The organism is Streptomyces collinus Tu 365 (genome assembly GCF_000444875.1).
GTDB classification, from domain to species: domain Bacteria; phylum Actinomycetota; class Actinomycetes; order Streptomycetales; family Streptomycetaceae; genus Streptomyces; species Streptomyces collinus_A.
In genome coordinates, this window is the sequence record NC_021985.1 from 5,957,380 (window position 1) to 5,974,423 (window position 17,044).

Consider the following 17,044-nt stretch of genomic DNA (forward strand, 5'->3'; position numbering starts at 1 on the left):
CCCGCTCTGCCGCGCCGGGCCCCGCCCCGTCGGGCCCCCGTCGGCCCGGACCCCGTCGGTCGTCCGCCGCCCGGACTACAGCCGTGCCCGTTTGAGGGCCATGTGCAGCAGGAGGCGGTCCTCGCCGTCGTCGAGGTCCAGGCCCGTGAGCTGTTCCACCCGGGACAGGCGGTAGTACAGGGTCTGGCGGTGGATGCCCAGGGCGGCGGCCGCGCGGCCGGCCTGGCCCGCGCAGTCGAGGTACACCTCCGCGGTCCGGGCCAGCTCCCGGTGGGCGGGGGAGAGCAGCGGGCCGACCACCGGGTCGTGGGCGGACTGCGGGGGCAGCGCGGTCAGCAGCCGGTACGGCCCGATCCGCCGCCACTCGGCGACCGGACCGAGCCGCGGCTCGGCCAGCGCGGCGCGCGCGGCGGCGGACGCCTCCCGCCAGACGTCCCCCAGCTCGGCCAGCCCGGTCCGGGGCTCCCCGACCCCGGCGGCCGCCGGCCGGTCCCGCGAGCCGCGGCCACCGGCCCCCTCCGACTCCTTCAGCAGCCGGGCGGCCGCCGTCAGCGCCGGCGTCGCCACGTCCGTCGCGCGCAACCGGACCAGTACCGCCAGGCTCTGCTCGGTCGCCCCCCACGGCACCGTGCACAGCGCGGTGGCGTGCGGGACCGCGCGCGCGGACGGCGCCTGTTCCGGATCGGCCGACGGCCAGGGCGCCACGCAGACCAGCGTGTGCGGGACGTCCGCGCGGGGCCCGAGCGCCGTGCGCAGCTCGGCCACCGCCATGTCCTGCTGCCAGCCGCGCTCGGCCGCCAGTACCGCCCGCAGCTCCCGGCCGAGGTCGGCCCCGGCCTGCGCCTCGTCGGCCAGCAGCGCGCCGATCCGGCCGGCCACCAGCATGGCGGCGGCGAGCTGCGCGTCCGTCGGGCCCGGATCGTCGTCCAGCAGCCAGACGTAGCCGAGGACCACCCCCCGGTGGCGCACGGGGAGGCAGACGCGCCCGCGGTAGACACCGGCGTCCGGGGTCGGCGGGATGCGCACGGGTCCGGTAGCCCGCGTGATGCCGAAGCCCTCGAACCAGGTGCGCACCGCCGCCGTGGAGCGCCGGGTCAGGATCGAGCGCGTGCGCACCGGATCCAGGGCCGAGGGGTCCAGGTCGCCCTCGCTGTCGTACGCGCCGAAGGCGATCAGCTCGAAGTCCCGGTTCTCCAGGGTCGCCGGCGCGCCCAGCAGCTCCGAGATCTCGTCCACCAGCTCCTGGTAGTCACCCTTGTGATCGGTCGCCACCCGGGCATTCTCCCGCATTCTCCGGCCCTCTTCATACATCTGTCTGAGATCGGACTCGGGGATGCGTGACAGCTGTCGATGGCCCACGATCGGAGAACTCCCTAGGTTTCACGGTGGTTCTCCGTGCCGTACCCGGACAGTCGGGTAGTGGCCGTTCAGATGCTCGCCTGTGGAGGTGCCCCGTGCTGGGTCCCGTGATTCTCGCCGCGTCGCGCAGCGACCGGATGCGTCGCCTGATCTCGGCGGCCCCGGTGACCAAGCAGGTCGTCGACCGCTTCATCCCCGGCGAGACCGTGACCGACATCGTCCCGATCGTCGAGGACCTCACGGCCAAGGGCCTGGAGCTGACGATGGACGTCGTCGGCGAGGACATCACCACCCCCGAGCAGGCCGCCGCCGCCCGCGACGCCTACCTGGAGCTGATCGGCCGGCTCAAGGAGCTGGAGCTCGGCGAGCGCGTGGAGATGTCCGTCAAGCTGTCCATGTTCGGCCAGGCGCTGGAGGGCGGCCACGAGCTGGCCCTCGCCAACGTCCGCCCGGTCGTCGAGGCCGCCGCCGCCATCGGCACGACCGTCACGCTGGACGCCGAGGACCACACCACCCTGGACTCGATGTTCGCCATCCACGAGGAGCTGCGGAAGGACTTCCCGCAGACCGGCTGCGTCATCCAGGCCTACCTCTTCCGCACCGAGGCCGACGCCCGCCGCCTGGCGGACGCCGGCAGCCGCGTGCGTCTGGTGAAGGGCGCCTACAAGGAGCCCGCCGAGGTCGCCTACCAGCAGAAGCACGAGATCGACAAGGCCTACGTGCGTATCCTGAGGACGCTGATGGAGGGCGAGGGCTACCCGATGATCGGGTCCCACGACCCGCGCCTGATCTCCATCGCCCAGGAGCTGGCCCACCAGGCCGGCCGCAAGCTCGACGAGTACGAGTTCCAGATGCTGTACGGCATCCGCGGCGACGAGCACCTGCGCCTGGCCGCCGAGGGCCACCGCATGCGCGTCTACACCGCCTACGGCACCGACTGGTACGGCTACTTCATGCGCCGTCTGGCGGAGAAGCCGGCGAACCTGCGCTTCTTCCTCCGGTCGATGGTCAGCAAGGGCTGAGCCCGAACACCCGCTCACGTACAAGGAGTTACGGATCTCATGGACGCTGTGACCCAGGTCCCCACCCCGGTCAACGAGCCGGTGCACGGCTACGCCCCCGGTTCGCCCGAGCGCCTGCGCCTGGAGGCCAAGCTCAAGGAGCTGGCCGACAACCCGATCGACCTGCCGATGACCATCGGCGGCGAGAAGCGCATGGGCGGCGGCGAGCCGTTCCAGGTGGTCCAGCCGCACAACCACAAGGCCGTCATCGGCACCCTGCGCCACGCCACCCAGCAGGACGCGCAGGACGCCGTGGACGCGGCCCTGGCCGCCGCGCCGGCCTGGCGCGCCATGTCCTTCGACGACCGCGCCGCGATCATCCTGCGCGCCGCCGAGCTGCTCTCCGGCCCGTGGCGCGAGACGATCGCCGCCTCCACCATGCTCGGCCAGTCGAAGACCGCCCAGCAGGCCGAGATCGACAGCCCCTGCGAGCTCGTCGACTTCTGGCGCTTCAACGTCCACTACGCCCGCCAGATCCTCGCCGAGCAGCCCCCGGCGAACTCCCCGGGCGTGTGGAACCGCATGGACCACCGCCCGCTGGAGGGCTTCGTCTACGCGATCACGCCGTTCAACTTCTCGGCGATCGCCGCGAACCTGCCCACCGCCCCCGCGCTCATGGGCAACGTCGTGGTCTGGAAGCCGTCCCCGACGCAGACGCACGCGGCCGTGCTCCTCATGCAGCTCCTGGAGGAGGCCGGCCTGCCCAAGGGCGTCATCAACCTCGTCACCGGCGACGGCATCGAGGTCTCCAAGGTCGTCCTCGAGCACCGCGATCTGGCCGGTATCCACTTCACCGGCTCGACCAAGACCTTCCAGTACCTGTGGAAGACGGTCGGCAACAACATCGAGAAGTACCGCTCCTACCCGCGCCTGGTCGGCGAGACCGGCGGCAAGGACTTCCTGGTCGCGCACCCCAGCGCCGACCGCGCGGTGCTGAAGACCGCCCTGACCCGCGGTGCCTTCGAGTACCAGGGCCAGAAGTGCAGCGCCACCTCCCGCGCCTACATCCCGGCCTCCATCTGGAACTCGGGCTTCAAGGAGGAGTTCGCGGCCGAGGTCGACTACCTCACCATGGGTGACGTCACCGACCTGTCGAACTTCATGGGCGCCGTGATCGACGACCGCGCGTTCGCCAAGAACAAGGCCGCGATCGACCGGGCCAAGGCGGACCCGACCTGCACGATCGTCGCGGGCGGCACCTACGACGACTCGGTCGGCTACTTCGTCCGCCCGACCGTCGTCGAGTGCAGCGACCCGGAGAACGAGGTCTTCACGAGCGAGTACTTCGGCCCGTTCCTCGCCGTGCACGTCTACGAGGACGACCAGTACGACGAGATGCTGACCCAGATGGAGTCGGTGTCGGACTACGCGCTCACCGGTTCGGTCATCTCGGGCGACCGTGCCGCGGCCGCGTACACGATGGAGAAGCTCCGCTACGCGGCGGGCAACTTCTACATCAACGACAAGTCGACCGGCGCCGTCGTCGGCCAGCAGCCCTTCGGCGGCGGCCGCGCCTCCGGCACCAACGACAAGGCCGGTGCCCCCCAGAACCTCCTGCGCTGGACCCTGACCCGCGCGATCAAGGAGACCCTGGTCCCGCCGACCGACTACGCGTACCCGCACATGGGCTGATCCGCCCACCCCCGAGCGACGGGCCGGGGAGCCTGACACCGATCAGGCTCCCCGGCCCGTTTCCATGTCCTGAGGGCTGTCCGGGCCCCCGCCCCGGACAGCGAACGCGCAGGTCAACGCGGTGTGACCGGGTCCACCGTCTCAGATAGTAGGAAGTCCGAGTAATTGGGCAGACAGGCGCGGTCCGCTCCCTTACTTTGGAAGAAGCCGAACGTCTCGCTCGATCCAGCGAATGGCGGTCGTGAGCCGGGCCCCGTGCAGGCAACCCCTGCGGCCGCAGCTCCCCGCCCCTTCCGGCGTCTCGTAACCCTCATTGCGCACAGCACGTGCGTCGAAGGAGTCGATCTGCCATGGCCGAGACGACCGTCAGCCGCCGGGTCCGCCACGCGACCCGCACCAGCGAGTCCGACCGCAAGAACGCCGCCGCCGCCCTCCAGCGCGCCCTCGACCGCCGCGACAACGGCGGCGAGACCGGCCACTGAGCCACCCCGGACCGGGAGCCGCACCCCGTGGGGTGCGGCGCGGCCTCAGCCGCCGCGCCGCACCTCGAAGTGGTCGATCCGCCGGCCGTCCTGCGCCAGCGCCGACACCTTCAGCCGCGGCCGCGGGCCGGGCCGCGCCTCCACCCTGAGCAGCGAGAAGCCGGTGTAGCGCACCCGCGACCAGTGCGCCGTCTCCGGCACCCGCTCCTTGTCCCGGCCCCAGTGGAAGGTCGGCACCGCGCGGTGCCGGCCGACGTGCCCCTCGTAGCTGTCCCTGACGCCCGAGGGGAAGGAGTACAGGTCGCGGCCGCCCCCGCCGGCGGTGACGTACACGATCCCGTCCCGGGCGGGGTCGGTGGAGCCGCCGACGGGCACCTCACGGCCCACCGCGCCGTTCCGGATGGCGTCCGTGCGCTCGTAGACGTGGTTGTGCCCGTTGATCACCAGGTCCACCCGGTGCCTGGCGAGCAGCGGCAGCCACTTCGCCCGCACCCCGCCGTCCGAGGCGTGCTGCGAGGTCGAGTACGCGCAGTGGTGGAAGAAGACGACCACGAAGTCCACGCCCGGCCTGGCCCGCAGCTCGCCCAGCTTCGCGTCCAGCCAGCGGGTCTGCCGGCCGTCACTGTGCCCGTGGTTGGCGGGGATCTCGTACGACACGTCGTTGGCGTCCAGCGCCACGAAGGCGGTGTTGCCGTAGGTGAACGCGTAGGCGCCCGGCGTCCCGCGCGGGTCGAACCCGCTGTCCGGCAGGGAGAACCGGGCGAGCTGGCCGCCGTAGCCGTCCGGCGAGTACCACGCCTCCATGTCGTGGTTGCCGGTCGTCACCATCCACGGCACCGACCGCGCGACCGGCTCGTTCTGCTTCAGGAACAGGTCCCAGAACGTGGGGTCGTAGCCGTCCGAGGTCTGCCCGGCGCCGTTGACGTCCGCGTAGCAGATGTCGCCCGCGTGCAGGTGGAAGGCCGGTTCCTGGCGCAGCACCACGTGGTCGTTGGCGTTCGCGGCCCGGCCGACCCCCTGGTCGCCGAAGGCGGTGAAGACGAAGCGCTCCGCCGCCGCGGGCGCCGTGCGGAACGAGGCGAGGGCGGTGCGGTGGGCGGGCGCGGCCGGGTCCCAGCCGTCGTGCCCGACCCCGTAGTAGTACGTCGTGCCCGGCCGCAGCCCGTCCAGAGCCGCGTGCAGGTAGTACTGCTCGACCGCCCGCCGCACCCCCGGTACCCCGGGCGTGCGCAGGTCGCGCAGCTCGGCCGGGACCCGGCGGCCGAGGTCGTCCGGGCGCGTCCCGAGGCGCAGATACGGCCGGCGCACCGCGAACGGCACCTGCCAGGAGACCCGCATCTGCGTCCTCGGGTCGGCGCCGAAGGCCAGGTGGCGGCCGAACGGCCGGATCACCGACCCGGAGACGCGGGAGGCGGCCGGGCCCGGCCGCGCCGCCGCGCCGGCACCGGAGCAGCCGGCCAGCAGCCCGCCCGCGACCGCGCCCGCCGTCACCAGGGTGCGGCGGGGGACCAGCCGGGCGCGCAGGTACTCGTACTGCTCGGCCATGCTCATCCGCTCCGCCAGCGGGCGCGGGATGCCGAAGTCGGGAGTCTCCATGGAGGGGAAGTTTCCACGGGGTTGCGACGGCCGAGCCACCCCGGGGTGAACGCCAGCCGACAGGATGACACCGCACCCGTCCCGGGTGTCCGCATCGCGGACAAGGCGTGTCATCCCCTGGGACGAGGAGTAGGGTGCCGACATGTCTCGCAGCATCAATCTCGCAGTGATCCCCGGTGACGGCATCGGCCAGGAGGTCGTGGCCGAGGGTCTCAAGGTCCTCTCCGCCGTCCTGCCGCAGGATGTGAAGCTGGAGACCCAGGAGTACGACTTCGGCGCCAAGCGGTACCACGCCACCGGTGAGACCCTCACCGACGCCGACCTCGACGCGCTCAAGCGGCACGACGCCATCCTGCTCGGCGCCATCGGCGACCCGTCCGTGCCGTCCGGCGTGCTGGAGCGCGGCTTCCTGCTCAAGCTCCGGTTCGCCTTCGACCACCACGTCAACCTGCGTCCGTCGAAGCTGCTCCCGGGTGTCGCCACCCCGCTCGCCGGCCAGCCCGAGATCGACTTCGTCGTGGTCCGTGAGGGCACCGAGGGCCCCTACACGGGCAACGGCGGCACCATCCGCAAGGGCACCGAGCACGAGGTCGCCACCGAGGTCTCCGTCAACACCGCCTTCGGGGTGGAGCGCGTGGTCCGCGACGCCTTCGCCCGCGCCCAGGCCCGCCCGCGCAAGAAGCTCACGCTGGTCCACAAGAACAACGTGCTGACCTTCGCCGGGCACCTGTGGACGAACGTCTTCAACAAGGTGGCCCAGGAGTTCCCCGAGGTCACCACCGACTACATCCACGTCGACGCGGCGACCATCTACCTGGTCACCGACCCGGCCCGGTTCGACGTGATCGTCACCGACAACCTCTTCGGCGACATCATCACCGACCTCGCCGCGGCCGTCTCCGGCGGCATCGGCGTGGCCGCCTCCGGCAACATCAACCCCGGCCGCGAGTTCCCGTCCATGTTCGAGCCGGTGCACGGCTCGGCCCCGGACATCGCGGGCCAGGGCAAGGCCGACCCCACCGCCACGGTCCTGTCCGTCGCCCTGCTGCTGCGCCACCTCGGCTACGACGGCGAGGCCGACCGCATCGACGCGGCGGTCACCGCGGACCTGACCGAGCGGGCCGGCAAGCCCGCCCGGAGCACCTCGGAGATCGGCGACGCCCTCGCCGTACGCGTAGCCGGCTGACCCGCCGAGCACGCCCAAGCCGCCGGGTCGCATCAGCGCCCGGCGGCTTTTCCTGTGCGGTCGCCGGGTGCCACCATCAACCCCGGGCCGCATTCACCCCGATTCCGTCCGCCGGGGCCCCGCGCGCGATAATCGAACGCGGAGCCGCGACATGAGGGAATGCTCGGACGTCCTCGCACTGGCCACCGGCCGGCCGGGCGTGCACGCGGCTCGTCACTACAACCGGTGAAGGACAACACATGACGACGCCCACGATCGAGCTCAAGCCCTCCGCCCACCCGCTCGCCGCCGCGGAGCGCGAGGCGATCCTGGCCAGCCCCGGATTCGGCCGCCACTTCACCGACCACATGGTGACGATCAAGTGGACCGAGGGCCGCGGCTGGCACGACGGCCAGCTCGTTCCGTACGCGCCGATCCCCCTCGACCCGGCCACCAACGTCCTGCACTACGCCCAGGAGATCTTCGAGGGCCTGAAGGCCTACCGCCGGCCCGACGGCTCGGTCGCCACCTTCCGCCCGGACCAGAACGCCAAGCGCTTCCAGCGTTCCGCGCGCCGCCTGGCGATGCCGGAGCTGCCGGTCGAGACGTTCATCGAGGCGTGCGACGTGCTGGTCCAGCAGGACAAGGACTGGGTGCCCGCGCACGGCGGCGAGGAGTCCCTCTACCTGCGCCCCTTCATGATCGCCACCGAGGTCGGCCTCGGCGTCAAGCCGGCCAACGAGTACCTCTTCATCGTCATCGCCTCCCCGGCCGGCGCCTACTTCCCGGGCGGTGTGCGCCCGGTGTCGATCTGGGTCTCCGAGGACCGCGTCCGCGCCGTCCCCGGCGGCATGGGCGACGCCAAGACCGGCGGCAACTACGCCGCCTCGCTGCTCGCCCAGGCCGAGGCCGCGGCCAAGGGCTGCGACCAGGTCTGCTACCTCGACGCGGTCGAGCACAAGTGGGTCGAGGAACTCGGCGGCATGAACCTGTACTTCGTCTACGGCGACCGGATCGTCACGCCCACGCTGACCGGCTCGATCCTGGAGGGCGTCACCCGTGACTCCCTGCTGGCCGTCGCCCGCGACCTCGGCTACAAGTCCGAGGAGGGCCGCGTCTCCGTCGAGCAGTGGCAGCGCGACTCCGAGAACGGCACGCTCACCGAGGTGTTCGCCTGCGGCACCGCGGCCGTGATCACCCCGGTCGGCACCGTCAAGCGGGACGGCGCCGAGTGGCGGCAGAGCGGCGGAGAGCCCGGCGAGGTCACCCTCCGCCTGCGCCGCGCCCTGCTGGACATCCAGCGCGGCACGGCCGAGGACCGGCACGGCTGGATGCACGAGCTGGCCTGACGCCCCCGGCCAGCCCTCAGCGCTCGGCGCCCACGCCCGCGGCCGCCGCGGACTCCTGGTCCGCGGCGGCCGTGGGCCGTTCCGGGGTGAGCGTCAGCAGCACGTAGACCAGCCCGCCGACGGCGCCCGACAGCAGGAAGCTGCAGTCCACCCCGCCGGTCAGGCCCAGCAGCGGGCCCTCGTACGACGGCAGGGACACCGCCAGCAGGCCGACGGCCGCGCCGGCCGCCCAGGAGACGGTGGCCCGCGGGTTCCAGCCGGCCCGGTACCAGTAGATCCCGCCCCGCGAGCGGCGGTTGAAGACCTGGAGGGCGTCGGCGTCGTACACACCGCGGCAGCGGACGAAGCCGATGAGGGTGATGACCGCCCACGGGGTGCCGATCGCGGTGAGCAGCAGCACGAAGGACGTCATGGCGGACTGCGCGTTCCAGGCGTAGTGCCCGGCGAAGACGCAGGCCGTGGCCACCACGGCGACCGTGCAGGTGGCGCGGGCGCGGGAGGCGCGGGGCAGGATCGCGTCCAGGTCGAGGCCCATCGAGTACAGCATCAGGCCCGCGTTGCCGACCGAGCCCGCGGAGGCGGACAGCAGCAGCGGCAGCAGGTACCAGGCGGGCGAGGCGGAGACCAGGGGACCGGCGTAGTCGCCGGCCGCGCGGGCCGCGTAGGCCGTGAAGGTGCCGAACAGCTGCGGCACCAGCAGACCCAGGACCAGGCCGAGCCAGGTCGCGTGCAGCACGCGGCGGCCGGAGTGGCGCGCGGGGGAGATGTAGCGGGTGTAGTCGCCGAGCAGCGTGATGAACGCGATCGGCCCGGACAGCCCCGCCGCCACCGCCGCGAGGAACCAGGTCGGCCAGAAGGAGCCCAGCAGGTAGCCGCCGGCGTCCGCGAGCGGCGAGGTGCCGAAGCGCGGGGCGTAGGCGAGGACGCCGAGGGCCAGCAGGGCGGTCATGCCGACGGCCAGTACCCGGGACATGGCGAGCAGTACCCGGTAGCCGTAGACCGCGCCCGCGACCGTCGCCGCGGCGAGCAGCGCGTAGACGACGGCGTACGACAGTCCGTCCGCGCGCAGCCCGAACAGCCGGCCGAGCACGCTCACCATCACGTCACCGCCGATCCACACGGTCAGGGCGGTGTAACCGAGGGCCAGCAGCAGGCCCACCACCGAGCCGACGAGCCGGCCGCGCACGCCGAACTGGGCGCCCGAGGAGGTGGACAGGTTGGTCGCGGTGCGCAGGGAGACCAGGGCGAGCGGGGCGGTGAACACGGTGCCGACCACGGTGCCCGCGACGACCGCGCTCACCGAGGCCCACCAGCCGAGCCCGAACGACGCCGGCAGCCAGCCGAAGATGATCACCCCGAGGCAGAGGTTGGAGCCGAGCAGGATCGAGACCAGGTCCCGTGGCCCGCTGGTCCGCTCCTCCTCCGGGATGGTGTCGACACCGCGCTGTTCGATCGGCATGGCTGGTCTCCTTCGACGCCGCCTACGGTTTGAGCGACGTTCAATGTGTCGTGAACAGCGGTCGTGGGTCAATGCTTCTGTTTCATGAAGAGTGTGTTTAGAGTGATGTTCTAAACTGTGGAAGGCAAGGAGGTGCCGCGTCGTGAGACTCACCCCCACCGAACGTGACCGGTTGCTGCTCTTCGGAGCGGCCGAGCTGGCCCGGGCCCGCCGGGCCCGCGGCCTCCGGCTGAACGTGCCGGAGGCGACCGCGCTGATCGCGGACACCGTCTGCGAGGCCGCGCGGGACGGCAGGCGGCTCGCGGAGGCCATCGAGGCGGCCCGGTCCGTCCTCGGCCCCGAGGACGTGCTGCCGGGGGTGGCCGACGTGGTCACCGAGGTCCACGTCGAGGCGGTCTTCGACGACGGTTCCCGGCTCGCCGTGGTCTGCGACCCCATCGGCGCCGGGACGGGCGAGGACGGCCCGGGCGCGCTGCTGCCGGGACCGCAGCACACCGAGCCCGGGCCCGCCGTCCGGCTGCGGGTCACCAACACCGCGACCGTGCCGGTCTCCGTCACCTCCCACTTCCACTTCTTCGAGGCCAACCCGCGGCTGGACTTCCCGCGGGAGAGGTCCTACGGCATGCGGCTCGCCGTGCCCGCCGGCTCCTCGGTCCGGTTCGGGCCCGGCGAGAGCGCGGAGGTCGGGCTGGTGCCGATCGGCGGCGCGCGGATCGCGATCGGCTTCGCCGGCCTGGTGGACGGGCCGCTGGACGCACCGGGGGCCCGTGAGGAGGCCCTGCGCCGGGCCGCCGCCTGCGGCTACCTCGGCATCACACCGGACGGCAGCACACCGGACGGCAGCACACGGGAAGGGGACGAGCGATGAGCCGCTCCAAGGGCCGGGAGATCAGCCGCGCCACCCAGGTCGACCCGCACGCGTACGCCGCCACGCACGGCCCCCGGGCCGGCGACCGCGTCCGGCTCGGCGACTCCGGCCTCGTCGTCCGGGTCGAGTCGGACGCCCAGAAGTACGGCGACGAGTTCCTCGCCGGCTTCGGCAAGACCGCCCGCGACGGACTGCACCTGAAGGCCGCCGCCGTCCGCGACACCTGCGACGTCGTGATCAGCAACGTCCTCGTGATCGACGCCGCGCAGGGCATCCGCAAGGTCTCGATCGGCATCCGCGAGGGCCGGATCTGCGCCGTCGGACGCGCGGGGAACCCGGACACCCTCGACGGGGTCGACGTCGTCGTGGGCACGGGCACGTCCATCGTCTCCGGCGAGGGCCTGATCGCCACCGCCGGCGCCGTCGACACCCATGTCCACCTGCTGTCGCCGCGGATCATGGAGGCCTCGCTGGCCTCCGGCGTCACCACGATCATCGGGCAGGAGTTCGGCCCGGTGTGGGGGGTCGGCGTCAACTCGCCGTGGGCGCTGCGGCACGCCTTCAACGCCTTCGACGCCTGGCCGGTCAACATCGGCTTCCTGGGCCGCGGCTCGTCCTCGCACGACGCTCCCCTGGTCGAGGCGCTGGCCGAGGGCGGGGCCTCGGGGTTCAAGGTGCACGAGGACATGGGCGCCCACACCCGTGCCCTGGACACCGCCCTGCGGGTCGCGGAGGAGCACGACGTCCAGGTCGCCCTGCACAGCGACGGCCTCAACGAGTGCCTCTCGGTCGAGGACACCCTCCGCGTCCTGGAGGGCCGCACGATCCACGCCTTCCACATCGAGGGCTGCGGCGGCGGGCACGTGCCCAACGTGCTGAAGATGGCCGGGGTCCCGAACGTCATCGGCTCCTCCACCAACCCGACCCTGCCCTTCGGCCGGGACGCGGTCGCCGAGCACTACGGCATGATCGTCTCCGTCCACGACCTGAAGACCGACCTGCCCGGCGACGCGGCCATGGCCCGCGACCGCATCCGGGCCGGCACGATGGGCGCCGAGGACGTGCTGCACGACCTGGGCGCGATCGGCATCACCTCCTCCGACGCCCAGGGCATGGGCCGCGCGGGCGAGACGGTCCGGCGCACCTTCGCCATGGCGGGGAAGATGAAGGCCGAACTGGGCCCGATGGAGGGCGACGGCGAGGGCGACGACAACGCCCGCGTCCTGCGCTACATGGCCAAGCTGACCATCAACCCGGCCATCGCCCACGGTCTCGCGCACGAGGTCGGCTCGATCGAGGCCGGCAAGCTCGCCGACATCGTGCTGTGGCGCCCCGAGTACTTCGGCGCCAAGCCGCAGCTCGTCCTCAAGTCCGGCTTCCCGGCGTACGGCGTGGTCGGCGACCCCAACGCGGCCACCGACACCTGCGAACCGCTCGTGCTCGGACCGCAGTTCGGCGCGCACGGCAGCACGCCCGCCGACATCTCGGTCGCCTTCGTCGCCCAGGCCGCCGTGGACCAGGGCAACGACACGATGCCCACCCGCCGCCGCCGGGTCGCGGTGCGCGGCACCCGGGGGATCGGCCCGGCCGACCTGCGCCTGAACGCCCGCGTCGGAGCGGTCGACGTCGACCAGCGCACCGGCCTGGTCACCCTCGACGGCGACCCGCTGCGCTCCGAGCCCGCCGAGTCCGTCTCCCTCAACCGCCTCTACTTCCTCTAAGGACCCGACGATGAGCACCCCCGCCGCCGACGGCTTCCGCATGCCCGCCGAGTGGGCCCCGCACGAGCGCACCTGGATGGCGTGGCCGGGCCCCAACCCCACCTTCGACGACCCGGACGACCTCGCCCTCTCCCGTGCCGCCTGGGCCTCGGTCGCCCGCGCCGTGCTGCGCTTCGAGCCGGTGACGGTGGTCTGCGGCCCCGGCCAGTCGGCCGCGGCCCGGACCCTGCTGGGCCCCGGCGTCGCCACCGTCGAACGGGACCTGGACGACGCCTGGATGCGGGACATCGGTCCCACCTTCCTCACCGACGGCCAGGGCCGGCTGGGCGCCGTGGACTGGACGTTCAACGGCTGGGGCGCCCAGCACTGGGCCCGCTGGGAGCACGACGCCAAGATCGCCTCGTTCGTCGCCGACCGCGCGGGCGCGAAGGCGTACGCCTCGAAGCTGGTCAACGAGGGCGGCGCCATCCACGTCGACGGCGAGGGCACCGTGCTGCTCACCGAGACCGTGCAGCTCGGCCCCGAGCGCAATCCGCACTGGTCGCGTGAGGAGGTCGAGGCCGAGATCCACGCCCACCTCGGCACCCGGAAGGCGATCTGGCTGCCGCGCGGCCTGACCGGCGACTACCCTCCCCACGGCTTCGGCACCCTCGGACACGTCGACATCGTCGCCGCCTTCGCCCGCCCCGGGGTCGTCGTCGCCCACCACCAGCCGGACCCGGCCCACCCCGACCACGAGGTGACCCGGGAGGTCATCGGCCGGCTGAGGTCCGCGACCGACGCGCGCGGCCGCCGTCTCGAGGTGGTCGAGGTGCCCGCCCCGACCGCCCTGGAGGCCGACGGCCACTGGGCCGACTACTCCTACATCAACCACTACCTGTGCAACGGCGGGGTCGTGCTGTGCGGCTTCGACGACCCGCGCGACGAGATCGCCGCCGGGATCTTCCGCCGCCTCTTCCCCGAGCGGACCGTCACCCTCGTGGACGCCCGTACGATCTTCTCCGGTGGCGGTGGCATCCACTGCATCACCCAGCAGCAGCCGAAGGTCTGACACGTACCGGACCCCTGACGTACAGGAGCAGCAGATGGCCGGTGCGGCCCGTCCGCGCAGGAACGCGCCGCCGCGCGAGGAGGTCCTCGTCGCAGCCATGGACATGATCGCCGAGCGCGGTCTGGAGAAGCTCACCATGGCGGCCCTCGGGCGCGAGGTCGGGATGAGCAGCGGCCATCTGCTGTACTACTTCCACTCCAAGGACGAGCTGCTGCTGCGGACCCTGGAGTGGAGCGAGGGCCGGCTGGGCGCCGAGCGCGGCCGGCTGCTCACCCGGCCGGGCACCGCCCGGGAGCGCCTGGAGGCGTACGTCGACCTGTACGTGCCCGACGGCCACCGCGACCCGCACTGGACGCTGTGGCTGGAGGTCTGGAACCGCTCGCAGAACGCCGACGACGCCGCCCGCGAGCGGCAGGCCGCCATCGAGGGCGCCTGGCACCGCGACCTGGTCGCCCTGATCGCCGAGGGCGTCTCGCGCGGCGAGTTCCGCCCGGTCGACGCCGACCGCTTCGCCGCCCGGCTGCGGGCCCTGCTGGACGGCTTCTCCATCCACGTCGCCATCGGTCTGCGCGGCACGGACCGCCCGCAGGTGATCTCCCACGTCCGGGAGTTCCTCGACCAGGCGCTCGTCACGGTGGACGCCTGACGACCGCATCCTGAGACGGTCCGTGGACCGGGGGCGGTGCTGTGCCAGACTGCCTGCGTGCTCTCGCTCACCATGATTATGGGCAGCAGGCGCGCCGGTCCGCAGTGACCACCTACGTACGACCAGGTGCGGGTGGCCACCGTCGTCCTCGACCCGCGCGCAGACCTCTCGCACCCGCGAGGGGTTTTTTCGTTTTCCGGCCCACCCGAAGCCGGGAGCGGAGCGCGAGGGACCATTGGGGGGACGGTTGGAGCCGGTCATTCCGGTTAGACCGAAGATTCACAATCAGGAGCCTTGAGACCATGACCGAGACGGCAACCAGCGAGCTCGACGACTCGTTCCACGTCTTCGACACCACGCTGCGCGACGGCGCGCAGCGCGAGGGCATCAACCTCACCGTCGCGGACAAGCTCGCCATCGCACGGCACCTGGACGACTTCGGCGTCGGCTTCATCGAGGGCGGCTGGCCCGGCGCGAACCCGCGGGACACCGAGTTCTTCGCCCGCGCGCAGGCCGAGATCGACTTCAAGCACGCCCGTCTGGTCGCCTTCGGCGCCACCCGCCGGGCCGGCGCGAAGGCCGCCGAGGACCCGCAGGTCAGGGCGCTCCTGGAGTCGGGCGCCCCGGTGATCACCCTGGTCGCCAAGTCCCACGACCGGCACGTGGAGCTGGCGCTGCGCACCACGCTGGACGAGAACCTGGAGATGGTCCGCGACACGGTGTCCTACCTGCGGGACCAGGGCCGCCGGGTCTTCGTCGACTGCGAGCACTTCTTCGACGGCTACCGCGCGAACCCCGAGTACGCCAAGGCCGTCGTACGCGCCGCCGCCGAGGCCGGCGCCGACGTCGTCATCCTCTGCGACACCAACGGCGGCATGCTCCCCGCCCAGGTGCACGCGGTCGTCTCCACGGTCCTCGCCGACACCGGCGCCCGGCTCGGCATCCACGCCCAGGACGACACCGGCTGCGCGGTCGCCAACACGCTCGCCGCGGTCGACGCGGGCGCCACCCAGGTGCAGTGCACGGCCAACGGCTACGGCGAGCGCGTCGGCAACGCCAACCTCTTCCCGGTCGTGGCGGCCCTGGAGCTGAAGTACGGCAAGAAGGTGCTGCCGGAGGGCCGGCTGCGCGAGATGACCCGGACCTCCCACGCCATCGCCGAGGTCGTCAACCTCACCCCCTCCACCCACCAGCCGTACGTGGGCGTCTCCGCGTTCGCGCACAAGGCGGGCCTGCACGCGTCGGCCATCAAGGTCGACCCGGACCTGTACCAGCACATCGCCCCCGAGCTGGTCGGCAACACCATGCGCATGCTGGTCTCCGACATGGCGGGCCGCGCCTCGGTCGAGCTGAAGGGCAAGGAGCTCGGCGTCGACCTCGGCGGCGACCGGGAGCTGGTCGGCCGGGTGGTCGAGCGGGTCAAGGAGCGCGAGCTCGCGGGCTACACCTACGAGGCCGCCGACGCCTCCTTCGAGCTGCTGCTGCGCGCCGAGGTCGAGGGCAGGCCGCTGAAGTACTTCGACGTCGAGTCCTGGCGGGCCATCGTCGAGGACCGGCCCGACGGCACCCACGCCAACGAGGCCACGGTCAAGCTGTGGGCCAAGAGCGAGCGGATCGTCGCCACCGCGGAGGGCAACGGCCCGGTCAACGCCCTGGACCGGGCGCTGCGCGTGGCCCTGGAGAAGATCTACCCCCAGCTCGCCAAGCTGGACCTGGTGGACTACAAGGTCCGCATCCTGGAGGGCGTGCACGGCACCTCCTCCACCACCCGGGTGCTGATCTCCACCTCCGACGGGGCCGGCGAGTGGTCCACGGTCGGCGTCGCCGAGAACGTCATCGCCGCCTCGTGGCAGGCCCTGGAGGACGCCTACACCTACGGGCTGCTGCGGGCCGGGGTCGAACCGGCCGAGTGACGGCACGAGCGCACCGCACCCCCGTCCCCGGGAGCGCGGTGCGCCACCGCGCCGCACCGGGCCGGCCGGAGCCGGGGCGGGTCAGGGCGCGCGCCAGATGTTGTCGAAGGCCGCGTTCTCGATCCGCCGCCGCTGCCGTACGCCCTCCAGCTCCGTCAGCGCGTGGTTGACGGCGGCCAGCACGGTGACGACCGCCTCGTCGAGGCCCTCCCCGGCCTGTCCGCCGTCCCCGAGGCCCAGGGCCGCCGCGAGACCGGCGAGCACCGGCTCGTGGGACTCCCACCGGCCGGTGGCGTGCCGGCGCGCCTCCGTGCCGGCGGCCGCGTCGGCCTTCGGGCGGTACGGCAGCCAGTGCCGGCGCTCGCCGGTGAGCTGCCCCCGGGCGTCCAGGTCGTCGAGGTAGACCCCGGTCAGTCCCTCCCCGCGGCGCCACAGCCAGTCCTCGACCGTCTCGTACGGCTCCCGCCGCACGAGCGCGGCGCCCGCCTCGTCCAGGAGCCGGTCACCCAGGGCCAGCGGCGGGCCCGGCACGATGCGCTCGTCGTCCAGGGTGAGCGCCCGGGCGCCGAGGAGGTCGATCAGCTCGGCACCCGCGAGGGCCAGCGACAGGTCGCCCTGCTCCACCGGACGGTCCCCGGGGACGTCCGTGGCGACGATGAACAGGTCCTGCGGTGTGGTCATGTCGGCTTCCCCTCCGGGCTCGCGGCTCCCCGCACCACCAGCATGTGCGGAGGGCCGCCGA

General features: G+C 72.7%; 14 protein-coding genes. 10 read left to right on the forward strand and 4 right to left on the reverse strand.

The features are described from left to right. Positions 1-75 precede the first annotated feature (75 nt). Positions 76-1,290, reverse strand: coding sequence for a PucR family transcriptional regulator (locus B446_RS25980; protein WP_020942408.1), 1,215 nt, complete (start codon positions 1,288-1,290; stop codon positions 76-78). A gap of 164 nt (positions 1,291-1,454) precedes the next feature. On the opposite strand from B446_RS25980, the gene B446_RS25985 reads away from it, so the two are divergent. The 3 genes from B446_RS25985 to B446_RS40805 all read left to right on the forward strand — a co-directional run bounded on the left by B446_RS25985 (position 1,455) and on the right by B446_RS40805 (position 4,534). Beyond that, entirely contained in the window at positions 1,455-2,381 is a 927-nt protein-coding gene (locus B446_RS25985) for a proline dehydrogenase family protein (RefSeq protein WP_020942409.1), read from the forward strand. 39 nt (positions 2,382-2,420) lie between these two features. After that, positions 2,421-4,052, forward strand: coding sequence for an L-glutamate gamma-semialdehyde dehydrogenase (pruA, locus tag B446_RS25990; RefSeq protein WP_020942410.1), 1,632 nt, complete (start codon positions 2,421-2,423; stop codon positions 4,050-4,052). A 350-nt stretch (positions 4,053-4,402) separates the two neighbouring features. Further along, positions 4,403-4,534, forward strand: coding sequence for a hypothetical protein (locus tag B446_RS40805; protein ID WP_020942411.1), 132 nt, complete (start codon positions 4,403-4,405; stop codon positions 4,532-4,534). Positions 4,535-4,579: 45 nt separating this feature from the next. Here the strand turns inward: B446_RS40805 and B446_RS25995 are convergent, their stop codons facing one another. Then, positions 4,580-6,130: a purple acid phosphatase family protein gene (locus tag B446_RS25995; protein WP_020942412.1), complete on the reverse strand. Its 1,551-nt coding sequence runs from the start codon at positions 6,128-6,130 to the stop codon at positions 4,580-4,582. 142 nt (positions 6,131-6,272) lie between these two features. Between B446_RS25995 and B446_RS26000 the strand changes: the two genes are divergently transcribed. Then, positions 6,273-7,316: a 3-isopropylmalate dehydrogenase gene (locus B446_RS26000; protein ID WP_020942413.1), complete on the forward strand. Its 1,044-nt coding sequence runs from the start codon at positions 6,273-6,275 to the stop codon at positions 7,314-7,316. A 239-nt stretch (positions 7,317-7,555) separates the two neighbouring features. Then, positions 7,556-8,644: a branched-chain amino acid aminotransferase gene (locus tag B446_RS26005; RefSeq protein ID WP_020942414.1), complete on the forward strand. Its 1,089-nt coding sequence runs from the start codon at positions 7,556-7,558 to the stop codon at positions 8,642-8,644. A gap of 16 nt (positions 8,645-8,660) precedes the next feature. Here the strand turns inward: B446_RS26005 and B446_RS26010 are convergent, their stop codons facing one another. Next, positions 8,661-10,103, reverse strand: a complete 1,443-nt coding sequence (locus B446_RS26010; protein ID WP_020942415.1) for a cytosine permease — start codon at positions 10,101-10,103, stop codon at positions 8,661-8,663. 142 nt (positions 10,104-10,245) lie between these two features. Between B446_RS26010 and ureA the strand changes: the two genes are divergently transcribed. From ureA to cimA, 5 genes are all read left to right on the forward strand, one after another. Then, positions 10,246-10,971, forward strand: a complete 726-nt coding sequence (ureA, locus tag B446_RS26015) for an urease subunit gamma (protein ID WP_020942416.1) — start codon at positions 10,246-10,248, stop codon at positions 10,969-10,971. After that, positions 10,968-12,692 carry an urease subunit alpha gene (locus B446_RS26020; RefSeq protein ID WP_020942417.1) on the forward strand — a complete coding sequence of 575 codons (1,725 nt, stop codon included), beginning with the start codon at positions 10,968-10,970 and terminating at the stop codon, positions 12,690-12,692. Before ureA ends, B446_RS26020 begins: the two co-directional genes overlap by 4 nt. A 10-nt stretch (positions 12,693-12,702) precedes the next feature. Further along, positions 12,703-13,743 carry an agmatine deiminase family protein gene (locus B446_RS26025; RefSeq protein WP_020942418.1) on the forward strand — a complete coding sequence of 347 codons (1,041 nt, stop codon included), beginning with the start codon at positions 12,703-12,705 and terminating at the stop codon, positions 13,741-13,743. 34 nt (positions 13,744-13,777) lie between these two features. Next, positions 13,778-14,389, forward strand: coding sequence for a TetR/AcrR family transcriptional regulator (locus B446_RS26030; protein ID WP_020942419.1), 612 nt, complete (start codon positions 13,778-13,780; stop codon positions 14,387-14,389). Between the two features lie 302 nt (positions 14,390-14,691). After that, the gene (gene cimA / locus B446_RS26035) at positions 14,692-16,302 is read left to right on the forward strand and encodes a citramalate synthase (RefSeq protein ID WP_020942420.1); all 1,611 of its coding nucleotides are present in this window, start codon (positions 14,692-14,694) and stop codon (positions 16,300-16,302) included. Positions 16,303-16,383: 81 nt separating this feature from the next. On the opposite strand, the gene B446_RS26040 is transcribed toward cimA, so the two are convergent. Further along, a complete protein-coding gene (locus B446_RS26040; protein WP_020942421.1) occupies positions 16,384-16,983 on the reverse strand; it encodes a GOLPH3/VPS74 family protein in 600 nt (199 codons plus the stop codon). Positions 16,984-17,044: the final 61 nt, after the last annotated feature.

What these genes read in the sequence shown, in the direction of transcription:
- B446_RS26020 (WP_020942417.1), top strand. Translation starts at nt 10,968, where the DNA reads ATGAGCCGCTCCAAGGGCCGGGAGATCAGCCGCGCCACCCAGGTCGAC.
- B446_RS26005 (WP_020942414.1), top strand. Translation starts at nt 7,556, where the DNA reads ATGACGACGCCCACGATCGAGCTCAAGCCCTCCGCCCACCCGCTCGCC.
- B446_RS40805 (WP_020942411.1), top strand. Translation starts at nt 4,403, where the DNA reads ATGGCCGAGACGACCGTCAGCCGCCGGGTCCGCCACGCGACCCGCACC.
- B446_RS25980 (WP_020942408.1), bottom strand. Translation starts at nt 1,290, where the DNA reads ATGCGGGAGAATGCCCGGGTGGCGACCGATCACAAGGGTGACTACCAG.
- cimA (WP_020942420.1), top strand. Translation starts at nt 14,692, where the DNA reads ATGACCGAGACGGCAACCAGCGAGCTCGACGACTCGTTCCACGTCTTC.
- B446_RS26040 (WP_020942421.1), bottom strand. Translation starts at nt 16,983, where the DNA reads ATGACCACACCGCAGGACCTGTTCATCGTCGCCACGGACGTCCCCGGG.
- B446_RS26025 (WP_020942418.1), top strand. Translation starts at nt 12,703, where the DNA reads ATGAGCACCCCCGCCGCCGACGGCTTCCGCATGCCCGCCGAGTGGGCC.
- B446_RS26000 (WP_020942413.1), top strand. Translation starts at nt 6,273, where the DNA reads ATGTCTCGCAGCATCAATCTCGCAGTGATCCCCGGTGACGGCATCGGC.
- B446_RS26030 (WP_020942419.1), top strand. Translation starts at nt 13,778, where the DNA reads ATGGCCGGTGCGGCCCGTCCGCGCAGGAACGCGCCGCCGCGCGAGGAG.
- B446_RS26010 (WP_020942415.1), bottom strand. Translation starts at nt 10,103, where the DNA reads ATGCCGATCGAACAGCGCGGTGTCGACACCATCCCGGAGGAGGAGCGG.
- pruA (WP_020942410.1), top strand. Translation starts at nt 2,421, where the DNA reads ATGGACGCTGTGACCCAGGTCCCCACCCCGGTCAACGAGCCGGTGCAC.
- B446_RS25995 (WP_020942412.1), bottom strand. Translation starts at nt 6,130, where the DNA reads ATGGAGACTCCCGACTTCGGCATCCCGCGCCCGCTGGCGGAGCGGATG.